The organism is Frateuria flava, from assembly GCF_017837635.1.
In the GTDB taxonomy this organism is placed as follows: domain Bacteria; phylum Pseudomonadota; class Gammaproteobacteria; order Xanthomonadales; family Rhodanobacteraceae; genus Frateuria_A; species Frateuria_A flava.
In genome coordinates this window covers 257675-275966 of the sequence record NZ_JAGJRS010000013.1, presented here as the reverse complement: position 1 = coordinate 275966, position 18292 = coordinate 257675, and the positions used below count along the sequence as shown (strand labels likewise).

The window sequence follows — 18292 nt, the reverse complement described above, 5'->3', positions numbered from 1 at the left end:
GCCTCGCGCAGGAAGACTCATGGATCGAGCACGCGTCGTACTGCTCACCCTGCTGGCCGCATGGCCGGTCGGCGGATTTGCCACGGACACGGACGCGGCCCTCATGAAAGCCTGTCCCGGACTGGCGGCCTGGGCAGAGCAGCATCCCCATGGGGATGCTGCGGCTGCGAAGGCGGATGGCGGCCGCCATGCCTTGGCACCGACGTTGCGCGAGGCGCTGGCAGTGCGCGCGGCGGCCGACGCACGCGTGCGCGACGCCGCGATGGCCCAGGGCACGCCAAGCCAGGACGCCATGCAGGCGGTACTGGCGGTCGATCGCGACAACCTCGCCTGGCTCAAGGGCGTGGTGGCGCGCCAGGGCTTTCCCACCCTGGCACAGGTGGGAGCGCAGGGCATGGCCGACGCCTGGTTGCTGGCGCAGCACGCCGACCGCGACAGTGCATTCCAGCTCCAGCTGCTGCGCACGCTGCAGGCGCGAGGCGCCGATGCCGGCGTACGCAAGCAGGACCTGGCGATGCTCACCGACCGCGTGTTGCTGGCGCAGGGCAAGCCGCAGCGCTACGGCACCCAGTTCAAGCCCGATGCGAGCGGCGCGCTGGCGATGCAGCCGGTCGAGGATGAAGCGGGACTGGACGCCCGCCGCGCTTCCGCCGGGCTGATGCCATTGGCGATCTACCGCTGCGTCCTGGGCGCCTCCTACGCCCTGCCGGTGGCGCAGTAAATCGACCCGAACTGCCTGGCCCCGTCGGGGCCGGCCAGCCAGCTTCGGCGGGTTTCCCGATCGCCGCCCGAGCCGCCGACGCCAGCCGAACCCTGCGAATTCCAGACGCGGTCACGCTCGCTGGTCAGTCGGGTGTCCGGACGGTTTCGAACAGGTCGCGCTGCGCGGCAAAGTCGTCGCGATCGACAAAGCCGGCCAGGCCCACGCCGACCAGCCGGTAGCGCGTGTTGACCGGACGGTCCACCCGTGCGCGCAGCGCGCAGGCGAGCTCGGCCAGCGCGTGCGCCGAGTCGGGCAGGGTGGCGGGCGACAGGCTGCGGGTCAGCGTGCGGAAATCGGCGGTCTTGAGCTTGAGCACGATGGTGCGCGCGATGCGTCCCTGCTCGCGCTGGTGCCCGGCCCAGGTCTTCTCGGCGAGGCGGTGGATGTGCGGTTCGAGCTCGTCCAGCGTGAGGTCGTGCTCGAAGGTGTCCTCCGAGGACACCTGCAGGGTGAGCCGGTCCGGCTGAACCGGGTGGTCGTCGATGCCCCAGGCAAGCTGATGCAGGCGCCGGCCCCAGCGGCCGAAGCGTTGTTCCAGCTCCGCTTCACCCAGCCGCCGCAGGTCCGCCGCGGTGGCCACGCCCATGGCCGCGAGCCTGCCTTCCATGACCTTGCCCACGCCCGGCAGGCGGCCGACCGCGAGCGGGGCGAGAAAGGCCTCGACCTGGTGCGGGCGGATCACGAACAGCCCGTCGGGCTTGCGCCAGTCCGAGGCGATCTTGGCCAGGAATTTGTTCGGCGCCACGCCGGCGGAGGCGGTCAGGTCCGTTTCCTGCCGAATCGCCGCGCGGATCGCCTCGGCCGTCGCGGTCGCCGAGGCCAGGCCGCTCTTGCTGGCGGTGACGTCCAGGTAGGCCTCGTCCAGCGACAGCGGCTCGATCAGGTCGGTGTGCCGCGCGAAGATCGCGCGCACCTGCCGCGACACCGCCTTGTAGCGGGTGAAATCCGGCGGCACGAACACCGCCTGCGGACAAAGCCGCTCCGCGCGCACCGCCGGCATGGCCGAGCGCACGCCGAACACGCGCGCCTCGTAGCTGGCCGCGCACACCACCGAGCGTGCGCCGCGCCACGCCACCACCACCGGCCTGCCGCGCAACGACGGATCGTCGCGCTGCTCCACCGACGCATAGAACGCGTCCATGTCGATGTGCAGGATCTTGCGCGGGGAAGGGGACACGCTGGGTAGCCGGGGATGCCTGGCGCCCATTCTAGGCGAGCGGCGGCTTGCGAGCGGCCGTCGCCCGCGTCATCGGCACATGCGCGGTTTGACACGCGATTGATAGCGGCCGGACTAGCGTGCTCGCGTAAAGTCGGAGGCCCGCCATGAATGATTTCGCCGAACAGCGCCAGCGCATGGTCGAGCGCCAGCTGGCCGGGCGGGGCATCAGCGACGCGCGGGTGCTGGAGGCAATGGGCACAATTCCGCGCGAGGCGTTCGTGGGCGGCAGCCTGCACGAGTTCGCCTACGAGGACTCGCCGCTGCCGATCGAGGCCGGGCAGACCATCTCGCAGCCGTTCATCGTCGCGCGCATGCTCGAAGCGGCCCAGTTGCGCCCGAGCGACAGCGTGCTGGAGATCGGCGCAGGCTCGGGGTATGCGGCGGCGGTGATGGCGGCCATCGCCGCGAGCGTGCACGCGATCGAGCGCCACGCGGAGCTCGCCGACCTCGCGCAGCAGCGCTTCGATGCACTGGGTTACCGCAACATCCGCCTGCGCGTGGGCGACGGCAGCGGCGGCTGGCCGGAGGCGGCGCCGTTCGACGCGATCATCGCGGCGGCCGGCGGCCCGGCGGTGCCGGACGTGCTGCGCCGGCAACTGGCCATCGGCGGGCGGCTGGTGATGCCGGTAGGCGGGGCGCTCTACCGGCAGCGTCTGGTGAAGGTCATCCGCGTGGCGGAGGACCGCTTCGACGAGGAGCCACTGGACGAGGTGCGCTTCGTGCCACTGGTCGGCAGCTACGGGTGGAGCGAGCAGGACGCCAGCGGCACGCCGCGCATGGAGCCGGTCGCGATGCGGGCGCCGGCCGATGGCGTCGGCCTCGCAGGGCTGATCCGCGCGGCCGTCGAGCCATTGCCGGACCTCGATGACCCGGCCTTCGGTCGGATGTTCGACCGCTACGGTGATGCACGCGTCGTGCTGCTGGGCGAGGCCAGCCACGGCACCAGCGAGTTCTATCGCGCCCGCGCGGCCATCACGCGCCGGCTGATCGAGGCGCACGGCTTCGGCATCGTCGCGGTGGAGGGCGACTGGCCGGATGCGGCCGTGCTGGACCGCTACGTGCGCGGACGCCCGGCTGCGCACGAGGAACCGATCTTCCAGCGCTTCCCGACCTGGATGTGGCGCAACCGTGACGTCGCCCGCTTCATCGACTGGCTGCGCGACTACAACGCGGACAAGCCGGCCACCAGGCAGGCCGGTTTCTACGGGCTGGACCTGTACAGCCTGGACAGCTCGATCCGCGCGGTGATCGATTACCTGGACAAGGTCGACCCGGAAACCGCGCAGGTCGCCCGCCATCGCTATGGCTGCCTGATGCCCTGGAGCAAGGAGCCGGCGCAGTACGGCCGCATGGCGTTGAACGCCGGCTACCCGCTGTGCGAGAAGGCGGTGGTGCAGATGCTGCGCGAACTGCTCTCGCGGCGCATGGAATACGCGCAGGCCGACGGCGAGCATTTCCTGGACGCGGCGCAGAACGCGCGCCTGGTCAGCAACGCGGAGGCGTACTACCGCGCCATGTACTACGGCTCGGCCGAGTCGTGGAACCTGCGCGACAGCCACATGTTCGAGACCCTGGAAAACCTGCTGGCCGCCGGCGGTCCGCGCTCGAAGGCGGTGGTGTGGGCGCACAACTCGCACATCGGCGACGCGCGCCACACGGAGATGGGCCAGGTGCGCGAGGAGTTGAACCTCGGCCAGCTCTGCCGCCAGCGCTTCGGCGACGACGCGGTGCTGCTCGGTTTCGGCACGCACACCGGCACGGTGGCCGCGGCGGACGACTGGGGCGAGCCGATGAAGGTGATGGACGTCAAACCCTCGCGCCCGGACAGCTACGAGCGCCTGTTCCACGACGCCGGCCAGCCGCGCTGCCTGCTCGACCTGCGCGGAAACGCCAACCGCGAACTGTGCGGGCGCCTGGCCCGCGGCCGGCTGGAGCGCTTCATTGGCGTGATCTACCGCCCGGACACCGAGCGCTGGAGCCACTACGTCGAGTGCTCGATGCCGCGCCAGTTCGACGGCTACACCTGGTTCGACGAAACCCACGCGGTCGAGCCGCTGGGGGAAGAGCCACGCGCCGGTGCCGCGGAAACCTGGCCGTTCGGCCTTTGAGCGAACGCTCGAGCGCCTCGGTGCGATCGTCGCCAGGCGCGGCAAGGGACAAACAGGAACTGGCTCAACCGGCATCTCCCGCGAGCCCCGGCCCCTCACCCCAGCCCTCTCGCCGGAGGGGAGAGGGAGCCAAGTGCGGCGCATGCACACACACGCCCGCGAGTGTCCTTGCCTCAGCTACCGGGCGCCCGCGGCGGCAGCTGCTCCAAGAGCAAGGGACTGACCAGGCAAAGCGCACAGGCACCTGGCTTCTTGGCCACTCCGTGCCCAGCCGGGCCGCTGCTCCTGGTTGCTCCTTTTCGGGGCCGCAAAGAAAAAGCGACGAGCGCGGGCAGGCGATCGCAAGCCCGCGGCAGGCGAGCCAGGCCACGGACGAACGCCGCTAGAACGACAATCCAGTGCCCACGTCACGAAGCCGATGCTGACCGGGCCTTGCGCCGGCGCGACTCGAACAGGCCCAGCGCCAGCGCCGCCACGCCGAACGGCAGCAGGTTGTAGACCAGCCGGTAGCAAAGCAGCCCGGCCAGCACGTCCGCACGCGCCTGGGCGGGAAACGCACCGAGCAGGATCGCCTCGAACACGCCCAGGCCGCCGGGCGCATGGCTGACGATGCCGGCCAGCAGCGCGGCCAGGTAGATCGGCACGAAATCCGCGAACGACGGCGCGACCTCCGGCGGCAGCACCAGGTACATCGCGCCGATCGCCGCGCTCATCTCCACGCCGCCGACCAGCATCTGCAAAAGGGCTGCGCCCGAGCCCGGCAAAACGATCGACCAGCGACCCGCGCGCAGGCTGTGAGGCCGCGCCAGCCACACGACCAGGGCCGCCAGCAACAGCACGATGGCGGCACCCGCGGCGCGTCCCCAGCCCGCGGCGATCGCCGGTTCCATCAACAGGCCGGCCGCCCCCAGGACACCGTAGCCCAGCCCCACGCCCAGGCTCGCCAGGGCGACCACGCGCGCGATGTCGCCGGCCCCGAGCCCCGCGCTGGCATAGACGCGGTAGCGCACCGCGCCGCCGGTGAAGGCGTGGAAGCCGAGCGTGTTGGACAGCGCGTGCGCGGCGAAGCCGGCGAAAGCCGCCAGCCTCGTCGATGCCCGCGCAGGCGCCACGCTGCGCGCGGCCAGCACGTCGAAGGTGGCCAGCATCGCAAAGCTGACCGCCGTCGCCAGCACGGCGCCGGCCACGTGCATGCGCGGCAGCTGCTTCAGTGCCGTCGCCACGTCGCGCCAGCGCATCGCACCCAGATACCGGTGCAGCAGCCAGGCCGCCAGCGCGAGCAGGAGCAAGGAAACCAGCCAGGACAGCGCGCGCAGCCAGCGACGCGGGAGGGAGGAGGGCAGGGAGGACATCGGCGCAACCTTACGGCGCATGCGCAAGGGGCCGCGGGTGCGGGTTCGTCATGCGCTCAAGCGTAGCGGCTTTCCGCCGCCTCCTTCGCAGCGGTCGAGCGTCGAGCCTCAGCCAGCGGGCCGGCCGAGGTCTGTTCCGAGCCTGGACACCCACCCATTCCCTGCAGGAGCGCACTGGTGCGCGACCGCGCGGCTTGCGCAGCGCGAGGCGGGACAACCGGCGGTTCTGCACAATTGCGCCCGCAGGGACCACCGGCCGCGTGCGCCACCGGCTGAACCCGGGCGGCAACTCACGCTATCGTTGCCGCTTCCGCCGCCGACGATGCCCACCCACGCATGAGCACCGAATCGAACACCTACCTGCGCCGCCTGGGCACCTGGGACGCGGCGATGATCGTCATCGGCGGCGTGATCGGCGCGGGCATCTTCAGTACGCCCTCCACACTCGCCCAGCGCACCAGCTCGGGCTGGGAGTTGCTGGCGTTGTGGGTGGTCGGCGGCCTGCTGACGCTGACCGGCGTGCTGAGCTACGCCGAGCTGGGCGCGCGGCGGCCGCAGGCCGGCGGCAGCTACATCTACCTGCGCGAAGCGTTTGGCCAGCTGCCGGCGTTCCTGTTCGGCTGGACGATGGCGCTGATCAACTATCCCGGCAGCGTGGCCGCGGTGGCGACGATTTTCGCGCAGTATTTCTGCGCGGCGCTCGGGCTGTCGCTGTTGTACATCAAGCCCGTGGCGGCCGGCGCGATCGCCTTCATCGTAGGGGTGAACCTGTTCGGCATCCGCGCCGGCGCGTGGGTGCAGAACATCTTCACGCTGCTGAAGCTGGCGGCCATCGTGCTGCTGGTGGTCGCTGGCGTCGTGCTGGCCGATGGCCACCTGGGCGTGTCGCTCGCGGTCGATCCCGGCCGCGACGTGCCGGCGGGCGCACTGTTCGGTGCGCTGTTGCCGGTGCTGTTCACCTACGGCGGCTTCCACTACCTCAACGACCTGGCCGGCGAAGTGCGCAACCCGCAGCGCACGCTGCCTCTGGCGCTGGGGCTGGGCATGGCCGGCGTGATGATCGCCTACGTGCTGGCCAACTTCGCCTACCTGGCCGGCCTGGGCCACGCCGGCCTGGCGTTCAGCACCGCGCCGGCGGCCGACGTGATGCACAAGCTGCTGGGCGAACGCGGCGCCACGCTGATGGCGCTGGGCATCGCCTGTTCGACCTTCGGCTACTGCAACATCGCCATCGCCGGCGGCGCGCGCGTGCTGCAGACGATGGGCGCCGACGGCATGTTCTTCTCCGCCGTCGGCCGTATCGAGCCGCAGAGCCGCGCGCCGCAGGTGGCGCTGGCCACGCTCGGCGCGTGGGCGATCGTGCTGGCGATCTCGGGTAGCTTCAACCAGCTGCTGGACTACACCACGGTCGGCGAGTGGCTGGCGCACGCCTGCAGCATCGCCACGCTGTTCTGGTACCGCCGCTACCTGACCGAGCCCTCGCCCTACCGTGTGCCGTTCTATCCGTGGCTGCCGATGATCTTCGTGGTCACCGTGCTGTGCGTGATCGGCGCCACCGCCATCCACAACCCGGCCGATGCCGGCATGAGCCTGGTGATCATCGCGTGCGGTATTCCGGCGTATTACGGCTGGCGCTGGCTGGAACGCAGCGGGGCCTAGGGCGCGAACACGCCAGGAACACGGTAGGAGCGCACCCTGTGCGCGAGCGCGGGCGTCCCGGTCGCGCACAGGGTGCGCTCCTGCGAAGGTTCGAGGTCGCCATGAAGATGTGCTTTGCGCTGGTTTGCCTGGCCGTGTCCATTGCATGTCGCGCGACCTCGCCCGACCCGCGCGCGGCCGTCCAGGTCGAGCTGTCCCACGTCCGCGCTGGCGGATCGGAGCAGGCTGCCGGAGACACCCTGCGCCGCTATGTGTTCGAACCTGCGGCGAACCCCTATGTGCGCCTGGCGCCGGCACGGCCCTGGCGCGGGACGGGCGAATGGCGCCTGCGCGTGCAGAACGCGATGCCCTGGGCCGTCACGCTGTCGGTCGACATCGAAGGCACGGCAGGCGCGCACCTGACGGCGACGGTCGGCCTGCCCGCTGGCCCCGCGCAGACCCTGGTGGTGCCGCTCCACGCGGTCTCGCCGCGCGCTTTCGGCATGCAGGCCGGGCCGCCGATGCCGGTGGAACTGGCTGGCCAGCGGATCGTGCTGGCGACGACCGTGGAAGGCGCGCCTGCCCTGCAAGCCATTCGCGCGGTGCGCCTGTCCATCCCTGCGCCGCAGGCCGAGCAGATCCTGCGCATCGGCGACGCCGAGGTCGCCGCGGACGCCACGCTGCACGCCGCCTACGCCGGCATCGTCGACCGCTACGGCCAGTACACGCGCGGCCAATGGCCGGAGAAGATCGACAGTGACGCCGCCTTGCGCACCGCTCATGCGCGCGAGCGTACGCAGCTGGCCGAGGCAGTCGCGCGGGGGCACGAAGGCAACCCACTCACGGAGGCGCCCGGCTGGTTCCACACGCGCAAGCGCGACGGTCGCTGGCAACTGGTGGCGCCGGACGGCCAGCCGTTCTTCTCGCTGGGCGTCAACGCGGTGGTGGCCGATGGCGGGCGCAGCTACGTACAGGGCCGCGAGTGGATGTTCAACGACCTGCCGCCGGCCAAAGGCCCCCGGGATACGTTCTACGGCGAGGGCGACAGCCGCCGCGATACGGGCGCGTCCAGCGGAATGGCCTACGACCACGGCCGCTGGTTCGACTTCTACGTAGCCAACCTTTACCGCGTGGACGGGGCGGGCTGGCGCGAAGCCTGGCGCACACGCGCGCGCCAGCGCCTGGCCGCATGGGGTTTCAACACGCTGGGCAACTGGAGCGACGAGGCGATCGCACGCGGGCACGGCCTGGCCTACACGCGCTCGATCAACATCGCCGGCGACTACGCCAACGTCGCCACCGGCTACGACTGGTGGGGCCGCATGCCCGATCCGTTCGACCCGCGCTTCGAGGCTGCGACCGAACGTGCCGTCGCCGCCGCCACGGACGGTGTGCGCGACGATCACTGGCTGCTCGGCTACTTCGCCGACAACGAACTGGCCTGGGCCGCGCCCGGGCCGCAGGGCCGCTGGGCGCTGGCCATCGGCACGCTGCGCGGCGACCCGCGCAGCCCCGCCAAGCAGGCCTTCCTCGCCACGCTCAAGCGCAAGTATGGCGATGCCCTGCGCCTGGGCGTGGCGTGGGGCATCGGCGTGACGCGCTGGGAGGCGCTGGAGCCGGCCGGGTTCCAGGCGCCGTTGCCGGACGAGGCGCATCCGGCCATCGCCGAGGACTACAGTGCCTGGCTGCGCGCCTACGCCGAGCGCTACTTCCGCACCGTCGCGCAGGCGCTGCGCCGGCACGACCCGCACCACCTTTTCCTCGGCGGCCGCTTCGCCGTGCGCACCCCCGAGGCGGTCGCCGCCTGCGCCCGCTGGTGCGACGTGATCAGCATCAACGTCTACGCCGACCTGCCGCAGCACGGCATGGATCTGGACCGATTGCACCAGCTCGACAAGCCGGTGCTGGTCAGCGAGTTCTCCTTCGGCTCGACCGACCGCGGCCCGTTCGGTGCCGGCCCGGTGCCGGTCTGGAACGAGGCCCAGCGTGGCGAGGCCTACGCCCGTTTCCTCGCGGCGGCCGCCGCCGATCCGGCGATCGTCGGCGCGCACTGGTTCCAGTACGCCGACCAGCCGGTCACCGGCCGCCTGCTCGACGGCGAGAACGCGCACTTCGGGCTGGTCGGCATCACCGATATTCCGTTCGACGGATTCGTTCTCGCCGTGGGCAGCGCAAACGCTGCGGCGACCGCGCCGTAGGGTGGGCTTCAGCCCACCGGCAACTTGGCGAAAAGCGGTGGGCTGAAGCCCACCCTACGATTTACGCCAGGCTGGTTGCGAGACCAAAGGCCACGGCAGTCACCGCCGCCATCGCCATGCAGGCGCTGGTCGGGCGGATGCGACGGGCGTCGACGCGGGGCGTGAGTCGCCACAACAGCAGTGCGCCGACGAGCATGTCCACGACCAGCGCCAGGCGCAGCGGCAGCGAGGCCAGCAGCGGCCCGTACGGCGGTCGGACGTTTCCTTCGTGCGCGGCCGCCAGGCCCACCAGCAGCAGCCCAAACAGGCTCCACAGCAGGCAGGCGAAATACACGCGGTTGAACACGACGTTGCTGCGCTCGCTCCAGCGCAGCACCGGCCACGCGACCAGGCTGGCGAACAGCGCGACGATCGAGCCGTACAGCACCCACCAAAGCAGGGTGCTGAGCAGGGTAAGCAGGGTTTGCATCTAGTCGTGGGCCTTGAAGCCGAGCCGGCGCAGGAACTTCTCCATCAGCCAGGCCGGGCCGACCAGCAGATAGGACAGGTCGGTGAGGAAACTGGGCCGATGGCCCTCGAACTTGTGGCCCACGAACTGGCCGATCCACGCCAGCACGAACACCGCGAGCGCGACCCAGCGCAGCCGCACCGGGCCAAGTACGTCGAACAGCCACGCGGTGAACAGCGCCAGCACGACGAAGGCGACCAGCAGCGCGCCACCAAGGCGGTGCGAGTGCTTCCAGTACCAGGCGAACGCCAGCACCATCGCGAACACGGCCCATGCGCCCGGCTTCAGGAAGGCGCTGGGCACCGGCACGGTCCACAGCAGCGCCACCACGGTCCACACGATCGGCGGCACGCAGATCCAGTGGATCACCTGGTTGACCCGGTTGCGGTGGTCGGCGCTGTAGCCGTCGAGCCAGCTTTGCATCGTGCGCATCGGTTCATCCTCGTCAGCGGATCAGTCGAGCCGGATGCCGGCCAGCCGCTCCAGCGCCTCGGCGTACTTGGCGCGGGTGCGCTCGATCACCTCGGCGGGCACCTTCGGGCCGGGGGCCTTCTTGTTCCATTCGAGCGTCTCCAGATAGTCGCGCACGAACTGCTTGTCGTAGCTCGGCGGGCTGATCCCGGTGCGGTACTCGTCGGCCGGCCAGAAGCGCGACGAATCGGGCGTGAGCATCTCGTCCATCACGTACAGCTTGCCGTCGGCGTCGGTGCCGAACTCGAACTTGGTGTCGGCGATGATGATGCCGCGGTCGGCCGCGTAGTCGGCCGCCCAGCGGTAGATAGCCAGGGTCGCGTCGCGCACTTGCTCGGCCAGCTCGCGGCCGACCGCGTTCACCACCGCGTCGAAGCTCACGTTCTCGTCGTGGTCGCCCACCGCGGCCTTGGTCGAGGGGGTGAAGATCGGTTCGGGCAACTGTTGCGCCTGCTTTAGTCCGCGCGGCAGCGCGATGCCGCAGAGGGTGCCGGTGGCCTGGTAGTCCTTCCAGCCCGAACCGATGATGTAGCCGCGCGCGATCGCCTCGACCGGCACCGGCTTCAGCCGCCGCGTGACCACCGCGCGGCCGGCGTAGAGCGACAGGTCGGTGCCCTCGGGCAGGACCTCGCCCAGCGGCACCTGCAGCAGGTGGTTGGGGATGATGTGCGCGGTCTTGTCGAACCAGAAGTTGGAGATCTGGGTGAGCATCTCGCCCTTGCCGGGGATCGGGTCGGGCAGCACCACGTCGAAGGCGGACAGGCGGTCGGTGGCGACGATCAGCAGGCGGTCGTCGGACAGTGCGTAGACATCGCGCACCTTGCCGCGATGGATCAGGTCCAGGCCGGGCAGGTTCGATTGCAGCAGGGTGGTGGGCACGGGACGATCCGCCGTCGGAGGTGGGAAGCGGCCTATTCTAGCGAGTCGCCGTGGGGTGGGCTTCCGCCCGCCATCGCGGGTGTTGGGCGCAGGTCCGCCACGGTTGCCGAGGCCCGCGGTGCCGCGCTGCTAGAATCGCGCTTCCCGGGAACCCATCTCGCCCCACGCCTTGCCGATGCGACTCGTCCTGTTCGCGGCGCTCCTGGCCGCCGCCCTGCCAGCCTTTGCCGCCGGCCCCGCCCGTCCAGCCCGCCTGGGCCTGTGCGCCGCCTGCCACGGCGAGATCGGCATCGCGCAGATGCCCGGTGCGCCGAACCTGGCCGGGCAGCGGCTGGACTACCTGCGCAACGCGCTGGCGCAGTACCGCGACGGCCGCCGCGACGCGGCGGTGATGCGCGCGGCGGTCGGCCCGGTCAGCGACGCCGAGCTGGACGCGCTGGCGCGCTGGTACAGCGCGCAGGCGCCGGCGCCGCAGGCGCAGCCATGAACCTTTCCTCCACGCTGATCCTGGCGTTCGTCGGCCTGATCCTCGGCCACGGCCTGCCTGGTGCCATCGTCGGCGCGGTGATCGGCTTCGTCATCGACAGCCTGCGCCAGAGCCAGCGCTACCGCGCGGCGCCGCAGATGGATGGCCTGTACGGCCCGCTGTTCGCCCTGCTCGGCGCGGTCGCCAAGTCGGACGGACGCGTGTCCGAGGCGGAGATCGCGGTGGCCGAACGCATGATGACCCGCATGGGCCTGATCGACGAGCAGCGCCGCCAGGCCATCGCCAGCTTCAACCGCGGCAAGCAGCCGGAGTTTGACGTCACCCCCGCGATCGACGGCCTGCGCCAGTGGGTGGGCATGCGCCGCGACCACGCCTTCCCGGTGCTGGACGTGGTGATCGAGACGGTGCTCGCCGAAGGCAACCCGCCGCCGGAAAAGATGGCGATCCTGCGCCAGCTCGCGTTCGCCCTGCGCATCAGCGACATGGAACTGATGGCGCTGATGGCGATGAAGGGCTACGCCTGGAACGCCGCCGCGGGCGACCGCCGGCGCGGGCCCGGCGGCGGTGGTTACGTGCCGCCGCACCGCAATACGCACGGACCCGACCCGTACACGGTACTGGGCATCACCCGCAGCGCCGACGAGCGCGCCATCAAGCGCGCCTACCGCAAGCTGATCTCCGAACACCATCCCGACCGCCTGGGCGACCTGCCCGAGGACATGCGCAAGCGCGCCGAATCCCGCGCGAGCGAGATCAACGCGGCATACGAGCGCATCAAGGCCGAGAAAGGTTTCAAATAGCGGGATTCGGGAGTCGGGATTCGGGATTCGTTGTCACCGGGGCCCTCACGCCTTGATGCGGCTACTCTTGTCCGAGCGCAAACCCGAATCCAGGCTGGCGACTCCCGGCCCCGAATCCCGAATCCCGACTCCCGAATCCCGCCCCATGAGCAAACAGCCCCCCGTCATCGCCCCTTCCATCCTCTCCGCCGACTTCGCCCGGCTGGGCGAGGACACCGCCCGGGTGCTCGCCGCCGGTGGCGACTGGGTGCACTTCGACGTGATGGACAACCACTACGTGCCCAACCTCACCATGGGACCGATGGTGCTCAAGGCCCTGCGCGACTACGGCATCAGCGCGCCGATCGACGTGCACCTGATGGTCAGGCCGGTCGACCGCATCGCGCCGGATTTCGCCAAGGCGGGCGCCAGCCTGATCAGCTTTCACCCGGAAGCCAGCGAACACGTCGACCGCACCCTCGGCGTGATCCGCGACGCCGGCTGCCAGGCTGGCCTGGTGTTCAACCCGGCCACGCCGCTCAACTGGCTGGACCACGTGCTCGACAAGCTCGACCTGGTGCTGATCATGTCGGTCAACCCCGGGTTCGGCGGGCAGAAGTTCATCCCGGAGGCGCTTGCCAAGCTGCGCGAGGTGCGCCGACGCATCGACGAGAGCGGCCGCGCGATCCGGCTGGAAGTCGACGGCGGCGTGAGCGCCGCGAACATCGGCGAGATCGCCGCGGCAGGCGCCGACACGTTCGTGGCGGGCTCGGCCATTTTCGGTGCGCCGGACTACGCGCAGATGATCGCTGCCATGCGTCAGGCGATCACCTGACCCACAAAGAAAAATCCCGGCGCAGGTCCTGCACCGGGATAAAAGCGTCGTCGGAATGGGACGCGTTGAGGAGTCCACCAGAGCGGGCGCCTGGACGCCACCGCCGGAAGGCGGCGGCGTATCCACGGCAATGGACGACGCCCGCCACTACAGCAAGACCCGCCCGTCGGCGGTTGGTTCCGCGCCCGGAGCAAAAAAATTTCGACCCGTGCCTCGGGCCGGGCGCCACGTTTCCATCACACTGGGCCGGCGAGGGTGCAGTCACAAGGAGACACGGACGATGGCACGGAACCTGCTGTTTTGCCTCGTTTTCGGGCTCGCCGCCCAGGTCGCGCGCGCCGGCGCGCCGACCCCGCCGGCCAGCACGGGCGCGGAGGCGCCGATCACCCTGGCCGAGCTCGGCAAACTCGGCTGTGCGCCGGGGCTGGAGCGCTTCCTTCCCGGCGTCTACTACTACTGCGTGGGCGCCCGTGACCTGGCCAACCACCGCGACGCCAGCGGCGTGGGCATGCTCAAGCTGGCGGCCGCCTGGGGCAGCAAGCCGGCACAGTTCACGCTGGGGGTCGGCTACTTCAACGGTGACATCGTCGCGCGCGACCGGGCGCGGGGACTGGCCTGGCTCGGACTGGCAGCCGAGCGTCGTGACCCCAACTATCAGGCCGTGCTGCGTTCGGCCTGGCAGCAGGCCACGCCGGCGGAGCAGGTCCAGGCCGGCCGTCTGTGGAGGGCGATGCTGCCCACCTACGGCGATGCCCGTGCCGCCCGGCGTGCCGAGCGGCGTTACCGGCATGAACGCGACCGGCTGGCCGGCCTGCAGACGTCCGGTCGCCAGGTCTGCATTGCCGGCCTCACGCAACGCGACATCGCACCCATTCCCACGCCGTCCCGTGATACCACCCTCTCGCCATTCCAGCTCTCCACCGGCTGCCCGGGTGGGGCACAGGCCAGCGTTGTGGTCCATCGTCTGGACGGCTTTGCCGGCAGCTTGTTCGAGGGCCTGGAAGGACACGTCACCGTGGGTCCGCTCTCGCCGGTTCGCGATCAGGCCGAGCCATAGCCTTGCAGAATTCCTGGGAAAGTCCCGGTGATGCGGTGGACTCCCTCGCTTCGTGGCGGCGACGGCTTCGGGCACTTCTGAAGAAGCCTCCATCGTGAACGGCTGGAGGCGCGTCGCTGGTTGAACAGTGCAAAAAAATCCCCTCGCAAGGAGGGGAAAGGAACGGCTGGCTAACGGAGGGGCGTTGCAGCGTCCCGCGGTGCGTCAGAGCGGTCGCCAGTCCGGATCCGGCTCCTGGCCCGCACCCGCCGCGCTTCCCTGCGCGACGGGTGCCTCGACGCCTTCCACGGCAAACGGGTCGACATCATCGGAGCTCATGGCGCCATCTCCTTTAGTGGATGCTCATCACCAGCCCCAGCAGCAGGGCGCCCAGGGCCAGCACCACGCGCAGGGGTTCGAAGTGGCGCAGTTCGGCGTTGGAGTCGGGTTTGGCGGTGGTGCTGCTCATGGCATCTCTCCGGTGACGGCTCCATGGAACCGCCCTGCCGGGCGCGCGCCGCGGCATCGACCGGGCGAAGCGCGGACCGGATCGGGCAAAACGCGGGCAGTCGCGCCAGGCTCCTTGCGTCGCGGCGATGCGCATAGCACGCTGCGCGCCACCACAGGGAGACTGATCGCCATGGGCCGCAGCATTGCTATCGTCGAAGACGAACCGCTCATCCGCGCCAACTACGTCGAGGCGCTCACCCGCTTCGGTTACGACACGCGCGGCTACGGCTCGCGGCAGGAGGCGTCCACCGCCTTCGGCATGAAACTGCCGGAACTGGTGATCATCGACATCGGCCTGGGCGACGAGCCCGAAGGCGGCTTCGATCTGTGCCGCGAGCTGCGCGCGAAATCGGCCACGCTGCCGATCATCTTCCTCACCGCGCGCGACTCGGATTTCGACGTGATATCCGGGCTGCGCCTGGGCGCCGACGACTACCTGTCCAAGGACACCAGCCTGCACCAGCTCGCCGCGCGCATCGCGGCGCTGTTCCGGCGGATCGAATCGCTGAAGGTGCCCGCCTCCAGCGAAACGGTGATCGCGCACGGGCCGCTCAAACTCGAGTCCGAGCGCATGCGCATCACCTGGAACGACGCGGAGATCCCGCTCACCGTCACCGAGTTCTGGATGGTGCACACGCTGGTGCGCTTCCCCGGCCATGTGAAGAACCGCGACCAGCTGATGCGCGAGGCCGAACTGGTGGTGGACGACGCCACCATCACCTCGCACATCAAGCGCATCCGCAAGAAGTTCGTCGCGGTGGCGCCGGACTTCGACGCGATCGAAACCGTGCACGGCGTGGGTTACCGGTGGAAGCCGTGAAGCGCCTGCTCGTTGTCCTGTTGCTGGTTTTCGCAGGCGCGGCCGCTGCCGCCGACGTCCCGGGCGAGGCGACCGCCACAGGCAAGCCCGACGGTGCCATTCCCGGCTGGACCCTGCGCGCGCCCACGCCGGTGGGCTGGACCGCCGATTGCTGCACCTACGCCCGCGCGATCGGCGTCACCGAAGTCATTTACCGAGGCGAGTGGACCGGCGAGCCTTATGGCGTGATGGTGCTCAACGTCTGGCCGCGCAAGCTCGCCAGCCTGGATGCCGAGCTCGATGCCGATCGCAAGCACTACCTGCAGCGCGACCCGGCGGCAAAAGTCGGGCGCTTTCCCGTGCGCCACCAGGGCATGCCCTGCGAGGCGCTGGTGTTCCAGGGCAGCGACCAGGTCGACGATGCCGTGGTCTTCTGCGATCCGGGCAAGCGCGCCGGCATCCGCCTGAGCTGGTCGATGAGTTTCAAGGACGCCGACCCGCAGCGCGCCGCACTGCTCGAAGCCTTCATGGGCGTGGTGGTCGGCACCCGCTACCGGGCCGGGACGTCGCGCTAGGCCGCGGCTCCGCTCTAGGCTCGCGCGATGAACCTGCGCCGCAAACTGCTGCTGGTCGCCCTGTGCACGCTGGCCCTGCCGGTGGCCGGCTGGCTGTACGTGCGGCAGATGGAGACCCTGCTGCGCGAAGGCCAGGCGCAGGCGCTCACCGCCTCCGCGCGCGCGGTGGCGCGCAGCCTGGTGGCGACCGGCGCCACCCTGCCGCAGCAGCCGCAGGGCTGGTACGTCGAGCAGGCCGGCACGCCGATCACGATCGATGGCTACGGCGACGACTGGGCGCCCCTTACGCCCTGGAGCCAGCCGCTCGGGCCGCGCGGCAGCGTGCTGCTCGCGGAAGATGCCGGTGGGCTCTATCTCTACGTGCAGCAACGCGGCATCAAGCGGGTCCGCGCCGATGCCGACGATCCCGGCGCACTGCACGCCGATCACCTCGTCCTCGAACTGCAACGCGGCGACACGCACCTGCGCTACCTGCTGGCCAGCGCCGCGCCGGGCACCTTCACCGCACGCCTGCTCGATCCGCCGGTCGCCGACTGGCCCGACCGCCTGGTCGGCCAGTGGCAGGAGGACGGCGGCGGCTGGCGCCTCGAGCTGCGCCTTCCGCGACCGCTGATCGTGGACCGGCTCGGCCTGGGCCTGTACGACGCCTCCGCCGGCGGCGACCCGCTGGCAGTCGAGTTGCGCCCGTTGTGGCACTACTCCCCGGCGCTGGCGCAGGAACTGGCCCGGCTGGCGCCGGAGGACACCCGTGCCCGCGTGCTGGCGCCGACCGGCTGGCTGCTGGCGCAGAGCGGCCGCCTGCAGGCGGCTGGTCCGCAGCCGGGCTGGTTCGCCGCGCTGGTCTACCGCGCGCTGCTGGCCAATCCCGTCGAGGACGCCGCGCCGTGGACGCAGGACGCCCCGCGCCTGGACCTTCCGGAGATCACCCGTGCCCGCGCGGGCGATCCGGCTACCGCCTGGCGTGACGGTGAAACCCGCGCCAGCGTCGTGCTGGCGGCGGCGGTGCCGATCGGCGCGCCCGGCCAGGTACGCGGCGTGCTGCTGCTCGAACAGGCCAGCACCACCGTGCCGTTGCTGGCCAACCGCGCGCTGCTCACCTTGCTGCTGACCAGCTTCGGCGTGCTGCTGGTGGCCGGCGGTATTTTGCTTTGGTTTGCCACGCGCCTGAGCCTGCGCCTGGGCCGCCTGCGTGATGCGGCCGAGCGCGCACAACTGGCCGATGGACGTCTGGACGGCCTTTTCGCCCAGGGGCGTTTCCCGCTGACCGCCGCGCCGGACGAGATCGGCGACCTGGCGCGCAGCTTCGAGCGCCTGTTCGAGGCGGTGGGGGGCTATACCGACTACCTGCGCACGCTGGCCTCCAAGCTCTCGCACGAACTCAACACGCCGCTGGCCATCGTCAAGAGCTCGCTGGACAACCTGGAGCACGCGCTGGAGGCCCATGCGCCGGTGCCTCCCGACGCGCGGCCCTACCTGGAACGCGCCCGCGATGGCGTGGCCCGCCTGGGTACGCTGGTGCGCGCGATGAGCGAGGCCAGCCGCATGGAACGTGCGATCGCCGCCGCCGAAGCCGAGGACGTGGACCTGCGCGAAGTGGTGCGCGGCTGCGCCGAGGCCTACCGCCCGCTGGTGGGCACGCGCACGCTGGCCTGCGAACTGCCCGACACGCCGCTGCCGATGCACTGCGCCCCGGAGCTGCTCGCCCAGGCGCTGGACAAGCTGCTCGACAACGCCCTCTCGTTCACCCCGGCTGACGGCTGGTTGCGGCTGGTCCTCAGCGCCTGCGATGACGGCGCCGAGATCACCCTCGCCAACCAGGGCCCGGGCCTGCCGGCGGCGATGCAGGCGCGCCTGTTCGACTCGCTGGTCAGCCTGCGCGACAAGGCCACCCCGGGCGAAGCGCCGCACCTGGGACTAGGGCTCTACGTAGTGCGCCTGGTCGCCGAACGCCACGGCGGGCACGCCAGCGCGCGCAACCTGGAAGACGGCAGCGGCGTGGCCTTCACCCTGCGCCTGCGCAACATGTCGCGCCAGCGCCTGTAGTTGCCCGGCGCCCGGGCGAATACGTCACCGGGAGGTATGGAAGCCGCCCTTGGTTCCGACCTCGCTGGTCCATTGGGCGCTCGAGCCTGGCC

Annotated in this window: 16 protein-coding genes; 11 read left to right on the top strand and 5 right to left on the bottom strand. The window is 70.7% G+C overall.

The genetic code is table 11. From position 1 onward, the window contains the following. The first annotated feature begins 19 nt into the window (after window positions 1-19). Window positions 20-721, top strand: a complete 702-nt coding sequence (locus tag J7I44_RS06535; RefSeq protein WP_209617715.1) for a DUF6624 domain-containing protein — start codon at window positions 20-22, stop codon at window positions 719-721. A gap of 124 nt (window positions 722-845) precedes the next feature. Here the strand turns inward: J7I44_RS06535 and dinB are convergent, their stop codons facing one another. Further along, window positions 846-1940 (bottom strand): DNA polymerase IV, encoded by a 1095-nt coding sequence (dinB, locus tag J7I44_RS06530; RefSeq protein ID WP_209617712.1) that lies wholly within the window; start codon window positions 1938-1940, stop codon window positions 846-848. A 146-nt stretch (window positions 1941-2086) separates the two neighbouring features. Between dinB and J7I44_RS06525 the strand changes: the two genes are divergently transcribed. After that, complete coding sequence (locus tag J7I44_RS06525) at window positions 2087-4090, top strand: protein-L-isoaspartate(D-aspartate) O-methyltransferase (RefSeq protein WP_209617695.1); 2004 nt, start codon at window positions 2087-2089, stop codon at window positions 4088-4090. A 407-nt stretch (window positions 4091-4497) separates the two neighbouring features. On the opposite strand, the gene J7I44_RS06520 is transcribed toward J7I44_RS06525, so the two are convergent. After that, window positions 4498-5442 (bottom strand): putative bifunctional lysylphosphatidylglycerol flippase/synthetase, encoded by a 945-nt coding sequence (locus J7I44_RS06520; RefSeq protein ID WP_209617692.1) that lies wholly within the window; start codon window positions 5440-5442, stop codon window positions 4498-4500. A 336-nt stretch (window positions 5443-5778) separates the two neighbouring features. Here J7I44_RS06520 and J7I44_RS06515 point away from each other — a divergent pair, with 336 nt between their 5' ends. Together J7I44_RS06515 and J7I44_RS06510 are read left to right on the top strand one after the other, a co-directional pair. Next, complete coding sequence (locus J7I44_RS06515) at window positions 5779-7101, top strand: APC family permease (protein ID WP_209617689.1); 1323 nt, start codon at window positions 5779-5781, stop codon at window positions 7099-7101. 101 nt (window positions 7102-7202) lie between these two features. Beyond that, window positions 7203-9278: a hypothetical protein gene (locus tag J7I44_RS06510; RefSeq protein ID WP_209617687.1), complete on the top strand. Its 2076-nt coding sequence runs from the start codon at window positions 7203-7205 to the stop codon at window positions 9276-9278. 61 nt (window positions 9279-9339) lie between these two features. Here J7I44_RS06510 and J7I44_RS06505 read toward each other — a convergent pair whose 3' ends face one another. The 3 genes from J7I44_RS06505 to J7I44_RS06495 are packed head-to-tail and all read right to left on the bottom strand — an operon-like array spanning window position 9340 to window position 11136. Then, window positions 9340-9747, bottom strand: coding sequence for a hypothetical protein (locus J7I44_RS06505; RefSeq protein ID WP_209617684.1), 408 nt, complete (start codon window positions 9745-9747; stop codon window positions 9340-9342). Beyond that, a complete protein-coding gene (locus J7I44_RS06500) occupies window positions 9748-10218 on the bottom strand; it encodes an Mpo1 family 2-hydroxy fatty acid dioxygenase (protein ID WP_209617681.1) in 471 nt (156 codons plus the stop codon). It abuts the gene before it with no gap. 21 nt (window positions 10219-10239) lie between these two features. Then, a complete protein-coding gene (locus J7I44_RS06495; protein ID WP_342451876.1) occupies window positions 10240-11136 on the bottom strand; it encodes a phosphoribosylaminoimidazolesuccinocarboxamide synthase in 897 nt (298 codons plus the stop codon). A gap of 175 nt (window positions 11137-11311) precedes the next feature. On the opposite strand from J7I44_RS06495, the gene J7I44_RS06490 reads away from it, so the two are divergent. The 7 genes from J7I44_RS06490 to J7I44_RS06460 all read left to right on the top strand — a co-directional run bounded on the left by J7I44_RS06490 (window position 11312) and on the right by J7I44_RS06460 (window position 18200). Continuing rightward, on the top strand, window positions 11312-11623 hold the full coding sequence (locus tag J7I44_RS06490; RefSeq protein WP_209617678.1) for a c-type cytochrome: 312 nt from the start codon (window positions 11312-11314) through the stop codon (window positions 11621-11623). After that, entirely contained in the window at window positions 11620-12423 is an 804-nt protein-coding gene (gene djlA / locus J7I44_RS06485; protein ID WP_209617662.1) for a co-chaperone DjlA, read from the top strand. Before J7I44_RS06490 ends, djlA begins: the two co-directional genes overlap by 4 nt. 145 nt (window positions 12424-12568) lie before the next feature. Beyond that, window positions 12569-13237, top strand: a complete 669-nt coding sequence (rpe, locus tag J7I44_RS06480; RefSeq protein ID WP_209617660.1) for a ribulose-phosphate 3-epimerase — start codon at window positions 12569-12571, stop codon at window positions 13235-13237. A gap of 280 nt (window positions 13238-13517) precedes the next feature. Next, window positions 13518-14294: a sel1 repeat family protein gene (locus J7I44_RS06475; RefSeq protein WP_209617658.1), complete on the top strand. Its 777-nt coding sequence runs from the start codon at window positions 13518-13520 to the stop codon at window positions 14292-14294. Window positions 14295-14913: 619 nt separating this feature from the next. Beyond that, the gene (gene pdsR / locus J7I44_RS06470) at window positions 14914-15603 is read left to right on the top strand and encodes a proteobacterial dedicated sortase system response regulator (RefSeq protein WP_209617656.1); all 690 of its coding nucleotides are present in this window, start codon (window positions 14914-14916) and stop codon (window positions 15601-15603) included. Then, entirely contained in the window at window positions 15600-16157 is a 558-nt protein-coding gene (locus J7I44_RS06465; RefSeq protein ID WP_209617654.1) for a hypothetical protein, read from the top strand. Before pdsR ends, J7I44_RS06465 begins: the two co-directional genes overlap by 4 nt. Window positions 16158-16184: 27 nt before the next feature. Then, the gene (locus J7I44_RS06460; protein ID WP_209617652.1) at window positions 16185-18200 is read left to right on the top strand and encodes an ATP-binding protein; all 2016 of its coding nucleotides are present in this window, start codon (window positions 16185-16187) and stop codon (window positions 18198-18200) included. Window positions 18201-18292 lie beyond the last annotated feature (92 nt).